The organism is Peribacillus sp. NPDC096540 (assembly GCF_050278525.1).
Classification (GTDB): domain Bacteria; phylum Bacillota; class Bacilli; order Bacillales; family DSM-1321; genus Peribacillus.
Map to the genome: position 1 here is coordinate 51,529 of NZ_JBNNTG010000016.1, position 14,806 is coordinate 66,334.

At 39.9% G+C, this 14,806-nt stretch carries 14 protein-coding genes; 13 read left to right on the top strand and 1 reads right to left on the bottom strand.

All coding sequences use genetic code 11. The features are described 5' to 3' along the window. Window positions 1–11: 11 nt before the first annotated feature. From rpsO to ACQKMR_RS15060, 11 genes are all read left to right on the top strand, one after another. Complete coding sequence (gene rpsO / locus ACQKMR_RS15010; protein WP_034313598.1) at window positions 12–281, top strand: 30S ribosomal protein S15; 270 nt, start codon at window positions 12–14, stop codon at window positions 279–281. Between the two features lie 319 nt (window positions 282–600). After that, the gene (pnp, locus tag ACQKMR_RS15015; protein WP_427698010.1) at window positions 601–2,718 is read left to right on the top strand and encodes a polyribonucleotide nucleotidyltransferase; all 2,118 of its coding nucleotides are present in this window, start codon (window positions 601–603) and stop codon (window positions 2,716–2,718) included. A 155-nt stretch (window positions 2,719–2,873) separates the two neighbouring features. After that, window positions 2,874–3,833, top strand: coding sequence for a polysaccharide deacetylase family protein (locus tag ACQKMR_RS15020; protein ID WP_427698011.1), 960 nt, complete (start codon window positions 2,874–2,876; stop codon window positions 3,831–3,833). A gap of 46 nt (window positions 3,834–3,879) precedes the next feature. Then, complete coding sequence (locus ACQKMR_RS15025) at window positions 3,880–5,106, top strand: M16 family metallopeptidase (RefSeq protein ID WP_427698012.1); 1,227 nt, start codon at window positions 3,880–3,882, stop codon at window positions 5,104–5,106. A 169-nt stretch (window positions 5,107–5,275) separates the two neighbouring features. Continuing rightward, complete coding sequence (locus ACQKMR_RS15030; protein WP_053345371.1) at window positions 5,276–5,545, top strand: YlmC/YmxH family sporulation protein; 270 nt, start codon at window positions 5,276–5,278, stop codon at window positions 5,543–5,545. Between the two features lie 229 nt (window positions 5,546–5,774). Further along, entirely contained in the window at window positions 5,775–6,677 is a 903-nt protein-coding gene (dpaA, locus tag ACQKMR_RS15035) for a dipicolinic acid synthetase subunit A (protein ID WP_427698013.1), read from the top strand. Then, window positions 6,674–7,270, top strand: a complete 597-nt coding sequence (locus tag ACQKMR_RS15040) for a dipicolinate synthase subunit B (RefSeq protein ID WP_427698014.1) — start codon at window positions 6,674–6,676, stop codon at window positions 7,268–7,270. Before dpaA ends, ACQKMR_RS15040 begins: the two co-directional genes overlap by 4 nt. A gap of 227 nt (window positions 7,271–7,497) precedes the next feature. After that, window positions 7,498–8,553 carry an aspartate-semialdehyde dehydrogenase gene (asd, locus tag ACQKMR_RS15045; protein WP_427698015.1) on the top strand — a complete coding sequence of 352 codons (1,056 nt, stop codon included), beginning with the start codon at window positions 7,498–7,500 and terminating at the stop codon, window positions 8,551–8,553. A 72-nt stretch (window positions 8,554–8,625) separates the two neighbouring features. Further along, window positions 8,626–9,852 carry an aspartate kinase gene (gene dapG / locus ACQKMR_RS15050; protein WP_427698016.1) on the top strand — a complete coding sequence of 409 codons (1,227 nt, stop codon included), beginning with the start codon at window positions 8,626–8,628 and terminating at the stop codon, window positions 9,850–9,852. 33 nt (window positions 9,853–9,885) lie between these two features. Then, window positions 9,886–10,755: a 4-hydroxy-tetrahydrodipicolinate synthase gene (gene dapA / locus ACQKMR_RS15055; protein WP_427698017.1), complete on the top strand. Its 870-nt coding sequence runs from the start codon at window positions 9,886–9,888 to the stop codon at window positions 10,753–10,755. 332 nt (window positions 10,756–11,087) lie between these two features. Further along, entirely contained in the window at window positions 11,088–12,758 is a 1,671-nt protein-coding gene (locus tag ACQKMR_RS15060; RefSeq protein ID WP_427698018.1) for a ribonuclease J, read from the top strand. A gap of 139 nt (window positions 12,759–12,897) precedes the next feature. Here the strand turns inward: ACQKMR_RS15060 and ACQKMR_RS15065 are convergent, their stop codons facing one another. Further along, complete coding sequence (locus ACQKMR_RS15065) at window positions 12,898–13,257, bottom strand: transposase (RefSeq protein ID WP_427698052.1); 360 nt, start codon at window positions 13,255–13,257, stop codon at window positions 12,898–12,900. A 441-nt stretch (window positions 13,258–13,698) separates the two neighbouring features. On the opposite strand from ACQKMR_RS15065, the gene ACQKMR_RS15070 reads away from it, so the two are divergent. Both ACQKMR_RS15070 and ACQKMR_RS15075 read left to right on the top strand, forming a co-directional pair. Beyond that, complete coding sequence (locus tag ACQKMR_RS15070) at window positions 13,699–14,382, top strand: ClpP family protease (RefSeq protein WP_427698053.1); 684 nt, start codon at window positions 13,699–13,701, stop codon at window positions 14,380–14,382. Beyond that, the gene (locus ACQKMR_RS15075) at window positions 14,379–14,606 is read left to right on the top strand and encodes a YlzJ-like family protein (protein ID WP_427698019.1); all 228 of its coding nucleotides are present in this window, start codon (window positions 14,379–14,381) and stop codon (window positions 14,604–14,606) included. The genes ACQKMR_RS15070 and ACQKMR_RS15075 overlap by 4 nt, the downstream gene beginning before the upstream one ends. The last annotated feature ends 200 nt before the right edge of the window (window positions 14,607–14,806 follow it).

The window sequence follows — 14,806 nt, forward strand, 5'->3', positions numbered from 1 at the left end:
GGAATAATAACATGGCTATTACACAAGTACGCAAAAACGAACTTATCGCTGAGTTCAGAACTCACGATACTGACACTGGATCTCCAGAAGTTCAAATCGCAGTATTAACAGAAGAAATCAACAACTTGAACGATCACTTACGCACACATAAAAAAGACCACCATTCACGTCGCGGTCTTCTTAAAATGGTAGGTAAACGTCGTAATCTTTTAACTTACCTACGTAACAAAGACGTTACTCGTTACCGTACACTAATTAACAAATTAGGTCTACGTAGATAATTTTTTCAGGAAGGCGGGAAATTTCCCGCTTTTTTGATGTTAATCAAATGATTTGGACGTGTTCTATTTATAGGCTAAGCCTTCGTCCTTGGGACTCGGCAGGAGCCGGGTCTTTTTCTATTTATAAATGATTAGGATATACATAATTAAATGAATGAAAAATTTATTCATTTTACTGTTAATGCTTGTTTTTTTCGTGCATAATAGGAATAGTTTGGTTTTAACTTGAGTTCAGTTACTTTCACATATAATGATTTAATCCAATACAGGTTTAGGTAAACTAAGCCTCTAAGTGAAGATTCAGAGAGGGGTTTAATAAATGGGACAGGAAAAACATACGTATTCATTTGACTGGGCCGGCCGTAATGTAACGGTAGAGATTGGCCAATTGGCCAAACAAGCGAACGGAGCAGTATTAGTCCGTTATGGTGAAACAGCTGTATTAAGTACAGCAACAGCTTCGAAGGAACCTAGAAATGTAGACTTCTTCCCTTTGACAGTCAATTACGAAGAAAGACTGTATGCAGTCGGTAAAATTCCAGGTGGCTTCATCAAACGTGAAGGCAGACCGAGTGAAAGAGCAATTTTAGCAAGCCGTCTAATTGACCGTCCAATCCGTCCACTATTTGCAGATGGCTTCAGGAACGATGTTCAAATTATCAGTATGGTTATGAGTGTTGATCAAGATTGTTCTTCTGAAATGGCAGCGATGCTTGGTTCATCCCTTGCACTTTCAGTTTCCGATATACCGTTTGAAGGTCCAATTGCTGGAGTTGTTGTCGGAAGAATTAATAATGAATTCATTATTAACCCTACTGTTGACCAACTTGCAAAAAGCGACATTAACTTGACAGTTGCCGGTACGAAAGATGCTATCAACATGGTTGAAGCTGGAGCAAATGAAGTACCAGAAGAAACTATGCTTGAAGCAATTATGTTTGGACATGATGAAATCAAGAAGGTTATTGCATTCCAAGAGAAAATTGTTGCTGAAATCGGCAAGGAAAAGCTACAAATCGCTCTATACCAAGTGGATGCAGAACTAGAAGCAGAAGTAAAAGGTCATTGTGAATCAGACCTTAACAAAGCTGTACAAGTTCAGGAAAAACATGCTCGTGAAGATGCAATTAAAGAAGTAAAAGATCGTGTGTTGGCTCATTATGAAGAAGAAACTGATGAAGCTAAACTAAAACAAATCAAAGAAATCCTAAATAAATTGGTTAAATCAGAAGTCCGTCGTTTAATTACGGAAGAAAAGGTACGTCCAGATGGCCGTAATCCGGATGAGATTAGACCATTATCATCTGAAGTAACTATTCTGCCTCGTACACACGGTTCTGGTTTGTTCACACGTGGACAAACTCAAGCACTTTCTATCTGTACATTAGGTGCCCTTGGCGATGTACAGATTTTGGACGGGCTTGGAACTGAAGAGTCGAAACGTTTCATGCATCATTATAACTTCCCTCATTTCAGTGTTGGTGAAACAGGCCCAATTCGTGGTGCAGGACGTCGCGAAATCGGTCATGGTGCACTTGGTGAAAGAGCATTAGAACCAGTTATACCGAATGATAAAGACTTCCCTTATACAATTAGACTTGTGTCTGAAGTTCTTGAATCTAATGGCTCAACATCACAAGCAAGTATCTGTGCAAGTACGCTAGCAATGATGGATGCTGGTGTTCCGTTGAAAGCTCCAGTTGCAGGTATTGCAATGGGTCTTGTTAAAACCGGTGAGCACTACACAATCTTAACGGATATTCAAGGCATGGAAGATCATCTAGGAGACATGGACTTTAAAGTTGCTGGAACGTCAAAAGGTGTTACAGCCCTTCAAATGGATATTAAGATTGAGGGTCTTTCAAGAGAAATTCTTGAAGAAGCATTACTTCAAGCTAAACATGGCCGGATGCACATTTTGGAATCAATGATGGCAACAATCAATCAACCGCGTGAGCAGTTATCCAAATATGCTCCGAAAATCGTTACAATGTCTATTAATCCGGACAAAATCCGCGATGTCATTGGACCGAGCGGTAAACATATCAATAAAATCATTGAAGAAACTGGTGTAAAAATTGATATCGAACAAGATGGAACGGTATTCATTTCTTCTACAGATGAACCAATGATTCAAAAAGCGAAGAAAATTATCGAAGACATCGTGCGTGAAGTCGTTGTAGGTGAACTATACTTAGGTAAAGTTAAACGCATTGAAAAATTCGGTGCGTTCGTTGAAATCTTCAATGGTAAAGATGGTTTAGTCCATATTTCTGAACTGGCTGAAGAAAGAGTCGGTAAAGTGGAAGATGTCGTTTCACTTGGCGATGAGCTATTAGTTAAAGTTACTGAGATTGATAAGCAAGGTAGGGTTAACCTTTCTCGTAAAGCGGTCCTTAAAGAACAAAAAGAGGCAGCTAATCCTTCTCAGTCATAATAGAAATGAAAATTCGGCATGCGGTTCCTAGTGAATCTGCATGCTTTTTTGTTATAAAGGATTCATCGTTATATATGGAAATTCGCAATAAAAGTATGTCATGTTCTACCTTGTCCGTTTTCTTCATACATTTTTGTATGAAGGGGGCGTAAAAAATGAATAATAAATGGAAGCAGATAGTTGCGATAAGTGCCATTGCAGGTATATCATGGTTATTAGTGCAAAATCCATATACAAATATTTATTTGACCCAATTAACAGATCATTCAGTTGCGTCAATGAAGCAGGAAGATGAACTTCTTTTACAAATAAAAGAATCAACAAAAAAATATGAGATTGCACCACAGGATGCACGAATAGATTCGGTTTGGAAAACCGTTCCTGCATATAATGGCCTGAAGGTAAATATTGATGATTCGTATAAAGCTATGAAGAAGGAGGGACAATTCGATAAGGATAAACTGGTATATCAACAAGTTCCAGCAAAGATTCATTTAAAGGATCTCGACCCGGCTCCGATTTACCGGGCCCATCCGGAAAAGCCTGTGGTATCATTTTTAATCAATGTTGCCTGGGGAAATGAATACTTACAAGATATGTTGGCTGTGTTAAAAAAACATAATGTCAAGGCAACATTTTTCCTTGAAGGTAATTGGACTAAGAAGAACCCAGAATTGGCGAAGATGATTAAGGGTGGAGGACACGAAATTGGTAACCACTCATATTCGCATCCTAATATGCAAAACATTTCCTCTCAGGCTACACGTGAGGAAATTCGTAAAACGAATGAAGTCATTGAAGCGGTGACAGGTGTGAAGATGAAATGGTTCGCCCCTCCAAGCGGAAGCTACAGAGACGAAACAGTAAAAATCGCGGATTCTTTCGGTTTGAAGACTGTTATGTGGAGTGTGGATACGATTGATTGGCAAAAACCAAGTCCTGAAGTACTTCAACAAAGGGTGCTTTCTAAGGTTCACCCGGGAGCATTTATATTAATGCATCCTACAGAATCTACCGCGAAATCATTGGAAACGTTAATTATTAATATAGAAAAGAAAGACTTAGATGTTGTTACCGTTTCAGAAGCAGTAGATGAAGAGCGGTTGAATCCATAACGTTTTGGTTACGATAGCAGCATAGAATGATTGGGAGGAATGTTAGTTGATTAAGAAATACACTTGTCAAAATGGAGTAAGAATTGTATTAGAAAATATTCCAACAGTACGTTCAGCAGCAATAGGAGTATGGATCAAAACAGGTTCACGAAATGAAACTCCAGAATTGAATGGAGTTTCCCATTTTCTGGAACATATGTTTTTCAAAGGAACAACTACGAGGAATGCACGTGAAATAGCCGAGTCGTTTGACAGTATTGGCGGACAGGTGAATGCATTTACTTCAAAAGAGTACACATGCTATTATGCAAAAGTTATGGATAACCATGCTAGCTATGCGCTTGAAATCCTTGCTGATATGTTCTTCAACTCCACTTTTGATGAGGAAGAATTGAAAAAAGAAAAGAATGTCGTCTACGAAGAGATCAAAATGTATGAGGATACACCTGATGATATTGTTCATGACCTCTTAAGTAAGGCTGTATACGAAAATCATCCTCTTGGCTATCCAATACTAGGCACAGAAAATACACTTGAAACATTCAATAGTGAAACATTAAAGAAATATGTTCACGATATGTACACGCCTGATAAAGTCGTTGTATCCATTGCAGGAAATGTGGATGAAAAATTGATTCAGGAAGTCGAAAGTTACTTTGGCTCGTACCAAGGAGGGGAAGAGCGTCTTGAATTGGTGAAGCCGGCATTCCATGAAAATAGGATCACACGTAAAAAAGAAACTGAGCAAGCCCATCTTTGCCTTGGTTTTAAAGGGTTGGAAATTGGTAATGACAAAACCTACAGCTTGATTACCTTGAATAATATTCTTGGTGGAAGCATGAGTAGCCGTCTATTCCAGGACGTTAGGGAACAACGTGGTCTTGCATATTCTGTCTACTCTTACCATTCCAGTTACCAGGATACAGGTTTGGTGACAGTGTATGGGGGGACAGGGACAAGTCAGCTTGATAGTTTGTATGAAACCATTCAGGAAACACTGGATACACTTAAAAAAGATGGTATCACGGAAAAGGAATTGCGCAATAGTAAAGAGCAACTTAAAGGAAGCTTAATGCTAAGCCTTGAAAGCACGAACAGCCGCATGAGCCGTAACGGGAAAAATGAGCTTATGCTGGGTGAGCACCGTTCTCTTGATGATATCATATTCAAGATTGATGAAGTGACAGAGAATAGCGTCAATGAAATGGCAAACCAAATCTTCAAGGAACATTCCTTGTCATTGGTGAGCCCGCTGGAAAATTGGGACAAATAAAAATTCACAAGCCTGAACTTCTGTTTATTTTATAGAAGGGCAGGCTTTTTTAAAAGCTTTTGAAAATAACAAGGACCCCTTAGGTAAGTGCAATTATTTGATAAATGCCTTCTAAGTTCACCTTTTTCGGATATAGATTGAATAGAAGGTGAAAAAGGGGGAGCTTGTATTGAGATTGAGTGAACTGAGTGGTAAAGAAATTGTTGATGTGAACAGAGCGGAGAGATTAGGAGTTCTTGGTCAGACGGATTTGGAAGTAGATGAAACTGGACAAATTACCACGTTGATTATTCCTTCAGTTAAATGGTTCGGACTCTTAAGAAATGGCAGTGAAATTCGTGTCCCATGGGAGCATATTAAGAAAATAGGAACGGATATGCTCATCATTGATTTTCAGGAGGGACTTCCCATTAAAGATGGCGAGCATATGGATGGATAAGCAAATTATAGCATAGATGGTTACTATTGATACTATTCATCAATATACTAGACGCCTTAGCAGGCATTTGCTAAGGCGTTTTTGCTTTTCTTATCACCGTTTTTTAAGTAAAAACATAAGATGGCATGGTAACTAGAGAATGTAGCAAAAACCGAATTGCTTCTTGAGGAATATTTACCATGAGGCGAGGGATGTTAGGATCTTTTATATAAAGAAGGTGACGGTTTTAATGCTCACAGGCATGCAGATCGCTGTAATTGGTGGAGATGCGCGTCAACTTGAAGTTGTCCGTAAACTGACAGAGCTAGATGCAAAGCTACTATTGGTAGGTTTTGAACAGCTCGACCATGCTTTTACAGGAGCGGTTAAGGAAAAAATGGAGGATATAAATTTTAACGAATTAGATTCAGTTATTTTACCCGTCCGAGGTACCGATACAAATGGTAAGGTGGAAACGATTTTTTCCAGTGAAGAAGTTGTTTTGAGCGAAGAAATGATAAAAAGCACCCCAGCCCATTGCATTTTTTATTCAGGGATAAGTAATGATTACCTTGATGGAATATTTAAGAAAGCGAACCGCAAACTCGTACGACTATTCGAACGTGATGATGTGGCTATTTACAATTCGATTCCTACTGTTGAGGGAGCAATCATGATGGCCATTCAGCATACGGATTTCACAATCCATGGCTCGAATGTATCTGTTCTCGGACTGGGTAGGGTTGGTATGAGTGTAGCCCGGTCATTCCAAGCCCTTGGAGCAAAGGTAAAGGTTGGAGCAAGAAAAAGCGAAGATATTGCGAGGATTTGTGAAATGGCGTTAACCCCCTTTCATTTAAATGATATTGCTGCAGAAATGAAAAATGTTGATATATGTATCAATACGATCCCTTTTCCGATTATTACGGCCAAAGTAATTGCAAACATGCCCGTCCATACTTTAATTATCGACCTTGCTTCAAAACCGGGAGGGACGGATTTTCGTTATGCTGAAAAAAGGGGAATAAAGGCACTTTTGGCACCGAGTCTACCGGGGATAGTTGCCCCAAAAACAGCGGGTCAGATCTTAGCGAATGCACTTGGACTTTTGATCCAAGGTGAGTTCATGAAAAGGAAGGGGAAAAAGATATGAGTCTCCAAGGGAAACGGATTGGTTTCGGGTTAACAGGATCGCATTGCACATATGATGAAGTATTTCCGGAAATAGAAAAGATAGTAAATGAAGGGGCGGAAGTAATTCCAATCGTAACATCGACAGTTCAAAACACGGAAACCCGGTTCGGAAAGGGCGAGGACTGGGTTGAACGAATCGAAAAATTGACGGGGAATCGTGTCGTTGATACAATCGTCAAAGCAGAGCCTTTAGGGCCTAAATTACCGCTCGACTGTATGGTAATTGCTCCTTTGACAGGTAATTCAATGAGTAAAATGGCTAATGCACTTACCGATTCGCCTGTACTTATGGCTGCAAAGGCAACGATGAGAAATCATCGTCCTGTTGTGGTCGCCATATCAACAAATGATGCTCTTGGATTAAATGGTGTCAATTTAATGAGGCTAATGGCCGCAAAAGATATTTATTTTGTTCCTTACGGCCAGGATAACCCCGTAGGCAAACCAAGTTCCATGGTTGCCAGGATGAGCATGATTAGGGATACAATCATTGCAGCAATAGAAAGAGAACAAATTCAACCAGTTATTGTCGAAAGGTTTAAGGATGAATAACATAATCATGAGCTCTAAGTACGCTCCCATTACCAAAAACTGTAATAGTGCATAACTTTGTAGCGATAGATGCATCTGATTATAAAAAACCAACTCCACTACCAGAATATTTTGTTAAAGTGCGACCCTTTGGAATGTTAATGTGATAAAATAAATGATATTCTAAACAAGAAGAAGTAAATCTAACAACCAACTAACTTTTAGAGATAGAAAAGGAGTATTGACAAATGACTGAGACACAGGGATTGCATATTGCAGTTGTGGGAGCAACTGGAGCGGTAGGACAACAAATGATTTCAACACTCGAACAACGGGACTTACCGATTAAGAAAATCATCTTTTTATCATCGGCTCGTTCCGCAGGAATCAAACTTTCATTTAAGGGCGAAGAAATCGAAGTGCAGGAAGCAAAACCTGAAAGCTTTGAAGGTGTCGATATCGCTTTATTCAGTGCTGGTGGAAGCGTGTCTAAGGAATTGGCTCCAGAAGCAGTGAAACGCGGAGCAATAGTAGTAGACAATACGAGCGCATTCCGTATGGATGAAAATGTACCGCTTGTCGTACCGGAAGTAAATGAAGAAGACTTAAAACAACATAATGGGATTATTGCCAACCCGAATTGCTCAACTATCCAAATGGTTGTGGCATTAGAACCTATCCGTCAGACCTACGGCTTATCAAAAGTTGTTGTATCTACTTATCAGGCTGTTTCTGGTGCAGGAGTTGCAGCAATAAACGAATTAAAAGAACAAGCTCGCGATTTGCTGGATGAAAAAGAAATCAATCCGAAAATTTTACCGGTAAAAGGAGATGAAAAGCATTATCAAATCGCTTTTAATGTCATTCCCCAAATCGATAAATTCCAGGATAATGGATTCACTTTTGAAGAAATGAAAATGATTAATGAAACGAAGAAAATTATGCACATGGAAGAACTTCCTGTAGCCGCAACATGTGTAAGGCTTCCTGTTGTAACAGGTCATTCAGAGTCTGTTTATATTGAAGTTGAAAAAGAAGGCATATCAGCTTCTCAAATCAAAGATTTGCTGAAAACAGCGCCTGGTATTGTCTTAGAAGATGAGCCGGAACAACAAGTATACCCAACACCTGCTTCATCTGTCGGAAAGAATGATGTATTCGTTGGACGGATTCGCAAAGATTTAGATGAAGATAAAGGCTTCCATTTATGGGTGGTTTCCGATAATCTATTAAAAGGAGCAGCTTGGAACTCTGTTCAAATCGCTGAAAGCCTTTTAAAATTAGGTTTGGTAGCTGTTAAGTAATTATTTATTGATAGAGAGTTTTTGTCAGCTTCCCGAACTGGGAAGCTGGCTTATATTTGGGGTGTATAGATTATGAAAATTATCGTCCAGAAATACGGAGGAACATCTGTCCGTGATGAGGAAGGCCGTTCATTTGCCAGAGGGCATATTGAAAAGGCAATCAAGGAAGGATACAAAGTGGTGGTTGTGGTTTCAGCTATGGGAAGAAAAGGCGATCCCTATGCAACAGATACCTTACTTTCTCTAGTTAATGGAGCGAAAGCCAGCCTTTCAAAACGAGAACAGGATTTACTTATGTCAGTAGGAGAAACGATTTCTTCTGTCGTATTTACGAATATGCTGTTAGAACATGGTATTAATGCCGTAGCTTATACAGGGGCTCAGGCGGGATTTTTGACAAATTCCGACTATTCCAGTGCTAAAATATTGGAAATGAAATGTGACCGTCTTATGAAAGAACTGGAATTGAAGGACGTTGTCGTTGTTGCAGGCTTCCAGGGTGCGGCTAAAAACGGAGACCTTACGACTATTGGCCGCGGCGGAAGCGACACATCAGCTGCAGCATTAGGTGCTGCTTTACAAGCTGAAAGGGTCGATATATTTACGGATGTGGAAGGAATCATGACTGCCGATCCACGTATTGCCGAGCAAGCTCGTCCATTATCTGTCGTTTCATATACGGAAGTTTGCAACATGGCTTATCAAGGTGCGAAGGTTATTCATCCCCGTGCTGTTGAGATTGCCATGCAGGCTAAAGTTCCGATCCGGATCCGATCAACATACAGTGAGGGATTAGGAACACTTGTCACAAGTGTAAATAAGGGAAGCCAGGGTAGTGACATTCGGGAAAGATTAGTTACAGGAATAGCTCACGTTTCTAAAATAACCCAAATTAAAGTGCGCGCGAAAAAAGATCAATATAATTTACAAGCAGAAGTTTTTAAAGCGATGGCCAATGCCTCCATTTCCGTAGACTTTATCAATATTTATCCAAATGGCGTTGTTTATACGGTTTCGGAGGAGATGACAGAACTTGCTCTTTCTATTTTGGCCGAGCTTGGTCATGAACCAGTAATTGAGCGGAATTGTGCCAAAGTTTCTGTAGTCGGTGCGGGTATCAACGGAGTGCCAGGTGTTGCAGCGAAGATTGTCACAGCGCTTTCAGAGAAAGAAATTGCTATTCTTCAATCTGCTGACAGCCATACGACTATTTGGGTTTTAGTAAAAGAAGAAGATTTAGTAGTAGCTGTTAATTCACTTCATTATGCATTTCATTTGCATGAAAGTGAAGCACAGTAAGCATACAAGTTTTATTAATTAAAGAGGTGTTAGATGATGATATTTGGTAGAGTATCAACTGCAATGGTCACCCCTTTCGATAGCAAGGGTAATGTTGATTTTCAAAAAACGACTTCATTAGTCAATTACTTATTAACGAATGGCACGGATTCACTTGTGCTTTCGGGCACAACAGGGGAGTCTCCAACTTTATCTTCGGAGGAAAAAATCGCCTTATTGCGTCATGTTTCGAAGGTAGTAGAAAAACGAGTGCCCGTCATTATGGGTACAGGAGGCAACAATACGTATGCTTCCATTGAGTTGACAAAAAAGGCAGAACAAAACGGTGCAGATGCGATCATGCTTGTGGCTCCGTATTATAATAAAACGAATCAAGAAGGACTTTACCAACATTTTAAAGCAGTTGCAGAAAGTACGACACTACCTGTAATGGTATATAACATCCCAGGTCGTGCTTCTGTTAATATTGAACCGGAGACAATTATCCGTCTTTCGAAAATTCCCAATATCGTAGCAGTCAAAGAAGCGAGCGGGGATTTAAATGCGATGACTCAAATCATTGCTGAAACAGATGATGATTTTGTGTTATACAGCGGGGATGACGGATTAACGCTGCCAGTACTAGCGATTGGCGGAGCAGGAGTAGTTTCAGTTGCTTCCCATATTGCTGGTAATGAATTACAAAAAATAATTGAAGCTTTTATCGGCGGGAATACGGCTGAGGCTGCCAAGCTACATCAGGAGCTGTTACCCCTTATTAAAAGCTTGTTTGCAGCGCCTAGCCCTGCCCCAGTTAAAACAGCACTTCAGTTATGTGGAATTGACGTAGGTTCAGTCAGGCTGCCAATCGTGCCATTGACTGAACAAGAGCGCCTAACATTGGCCTCCGTATTAAAAAAATAAATAGTTTCTGAACAAGCTGATCGATTTATGATTGGCTTGTTTTTACATAAAGATGTATTTGTTTGGAAAATAAAGATGTTTTTCTTTCCAGTTATAGGATAAAAGTTTATACTTTTAATTATCTTTCGATTAGAAAAGGATAAAAGTCATGTGTTCACCCTTAAGCAGAGGGAATGGATGTCTTCTACATAAATGCAGAACTATTTTTAAAATAGGAAATAAAGTAAAAAAAATCCTTAGAAAATGGTATGTGTTGTCATGTTTTTTGAACATCGGTTATAATGAAATCATTGGGAAATTATGAACGGCGATTTTTTAAGGAGGATATTCGATTGGGTAAAGATAAAAATAATGGAATAAAAGTTATTTCTCTTGGAGGACAAGGGGAACTTGGTAAAAATATGTACGTCATTGAGGTAAACGAAGACATCTACCTTCTTGATGCAGGATTAATGCTGCCAGAAGAAGAAATGTTGGGGATCGATGCGGTTATTCCTGACATTTCTTATTTGATGGATAATAAAGAACGGGTACAGGGTATTTTCATTACCCATGGTCATGAAGACCACATGGGTGCGCTTGCTTATGTATTAAAATATTTACCGGTTCCTGTTTACGGTACGAAGCTTACACTTGCTTTAATCAAAACAAAATTAAAGGAAGACGGCTTTAATGGCAGGGCAACATTCACTGAGATTGATTCCGATTCTCTTTTAAGTTTCCCTCAAGCAGCTGTGTCCTTTTTCAGGACGAACCATAGTATTCCCGATTCTGTCGGAGTTGTAATCCATACGCGTGATGGAGCCATCGTCTATACAGGAGATTTCAAATTTGATCAAGCTGCAACCGATCTTTACAAACCGGAAATCGGTAAAATGGCAAGTATCGGAGAAGAGGGTGTACTTTGTTTGCTATCTGATAGCACAGGCGCGGAAAGACCGGGTTATACGCCTTCTGAAGCAGTTGTGGCAAGGGATATTACAGAAGCTTTCCATGCAGCTTCTGGAAGGATTATTGTTGCTTGCTTTGCTTCAAATATTAATAGAATTCAGCATGTTTTCAATGCAGCGGCTGCTAGTCGAAGGAAAGTGGCTGTTGTAGGTAAAAGCTTGCAACGTGTCTATGAAACTGCCTTAAATCTTGGATACTTAAAGGTCGAGGAAGAGCTGATTATTCCGGTCAATGAAATTAACAATTATGATGACCGTGAAATCGTTGTATTATCGACTGGGCATCAAGGAGAGCCTATTGCTGCGCTTCAAAAAATGGCGAAACAGACTCATAAGCAGGTAACGATTAAAAAGGGAGATACAGTCTTGATAAGTGCATCCCCCTTACAGGGTGGCGAACTTATTTTATCGAAAACCGTCGACTTACTTTACCGGGTAGGTGCTGAGGTAGTATCTGCAAGTAAATATAAAGTTCACGTAACGGGTCATGGCAGTCAAGAAGAACTGAAAATGATGATTAACTTGATGAAACCTAAATTCTTTATTCCGGTACACGGAGAATATCGTCATTTATATGCCCATCAAAAAGTAGGGATTGCTGCAGGGATAAAACGGGAAAATATAGTGATTGCTGAAAAAGGTGATGTCATCGAACTAAAAGGTGACAAAATGGGCCTATCCAGCAAAGTCACGGCAGGAAATATACTAATTGACGGGAGCGGTGTTGGAGATGTCGGGAATATCGTACTCCGTGATCGTCGCTTGTTATCACAGGATGGCATTTTAATCGTCGTTGTCACATTGAACCGTCAAGATAAGAGTATTGCTGCTGGCCCGGAAATCATTTCACGAGGTTTCGTGTATGTACGTGAATCAGAAAAAATGATGGGGGAAGCTACTGAGATTGTAAGTGAAATCGTGAAGAAAAATGGATCGCGCCAACCTTTCGATTGGTCTACGCTGAAACAGGAAATGCGTGATGCTTTAAATCAGTTCTTCTATGAAAAAACGAAACGCCGTCCAATGATTTTACCAATAATCATGGAGTATTAAGTAAAAAAAACCTGACAAGTTATTGTCAGGTCAGTTTGTAGACAAAAAGGTTTCGGAATGGTCTCATTCCGAAACCTTTTTGATTTTTTATTGGATTTGAAGCAGTTATAGAGAATAGTTGCCTCTCCGAAGTCATTATTTAGGCCATTTCTGGCCCTCGCCAAGTCCAGTTGGCCATCTTTTTTAAATTCATGGCAGCGAAAGTAAGCATCGCCTGCATCGACAATTTTTTAAGTCCCCTTAACGTTGTCCAACGCATGCTTTTCTTTTGCATCTGCGAATACTCGCTCAATTGTTTCTTGCGTTTCGCATAAATTGGTTTTATATCTTCGTGATAGCGAAGATGGTCTGCTTCTTCCACGTATTCTTGCCAAATGTGACGTGTCACTACTTTTTGATGACCTTTACTTTCGGTACATTGTGCTAAAAAAGGACACGTTACACAAATGTGTTTCGGTGATTTGTACTCACGATAGCCCTCTTTTAGTGGTTGTAGAATACTTCAAGGATTCATCTGCCGGGCAAAGGTAACAGTCATAGAATTCATCGTAAAACATATTCATGTTTACGAAAGAAGGTGCGAGACTCCTGCGGGAAAAGCGCGTCCAAGGGAGACCCAACAGGCGCAAAGGGCGCAGAGGAGGCCCTGGACCGCCCGCGGAAAGCGAGTGCCCTACGTTCCAATCAACGTTCAAATTTTATAAATCCTCAAAAAAACTATAGACAAACTCAATTATTTATCGAGTTGTCTACAGTCTGCCCTGACAAGTTATTGTCAGGTTTTTTTGTCTAAGTGAAACCTCTTTATCTTGAAGGAAGAATGAAGTCTGAGACTCGTGACATAATAAAGCTATAGGCTTTAGAGAAAGGGGTTGGCATAGTGGATAATGCACCATTACCAAATGAAAATGAAGGCCGGCAGGAAGGTAAAAATTCGACTTTGATTGAGAAAATCCAGCAGCTGGGAACTACAAACGTCCCGCAACTATCACAGGACTCGAAAATCCATTGTTTGACGATCATTGGACAAATTGAAGGACATATGCAGCTGCCTCCTCAGAATAAAACGACCAAATATGAACATGTTATTCCACAAATTGTAGCAATTGAACAAAATCCTAATATTGAGGGACTGTTAGTTATTTTAAATACAGTGGGAGGAGATGTTGAAGCGGGACTAGCCATTGCAGAGATGTTGGCATCGCTATCAAAGCCGTCCGTGTCGATTGTACTTGGCGGGGGCCATTCAATTGGTGTTCCGATAGCTGTTTCATGTGACTATTCCTATATAGCTGAAACAGCGACTATGACTATTCATCCCATTCGTTTGACAGGTCTTGTCATAGGAGTGCCGCAAACCTTCGAGTACTTGGATAAAATGCAAGAACGAGTTATTAAATTTGTAACAAGGCACTCTAATGTCACGGAAGAAAGTTTTAAAGACCTAATGTTTGCTAAAGGAAATCTAACCCGAGATATTGGCACGAATGTGATTGGTGCCGAGGCGGTTGAGATTGGGATGATTGATGATGTTGGTGGAGTCGGTCAAGCCATGAGAAAACTAAATAGCTTTATGGATGAGAGAAGGCCAAAAATAGCAGGGGAAGAGGGGCTTCTACAATGACGCTCTACACCATCGTTCCTGAAGAAATCATTTTCCCTCATCGTCATGAAAAGACTGAGAATTTAATTGAAATAATATATAATGGGGTTCATGTTATGGTTGAACATGACGGAGGGAGAACGTTTCGTATCGATCGAATTGTGAGCACAAACCCTGAAGATTATATGAATGTTCACATTCAGCCGGGGGCTGTCATCAATGTTTTCGACCAGTTAAAAAGCTAGAAAAAACGTTAACAGAGGAAATTATGATATACTAAAAAAAATCAGCAGCCGCTTGGCTGCTTTATTCATTGTATGAACGAATTGTCTTATGAGTTGTAATAATAGCTGTATCAAGGGACAAGGTCATTTTTTTTTGGTATAATTAGTGAGCGAACATTTGTTTTGTGAAGGGAAATCACTACAGGATGTTGAATAGGATT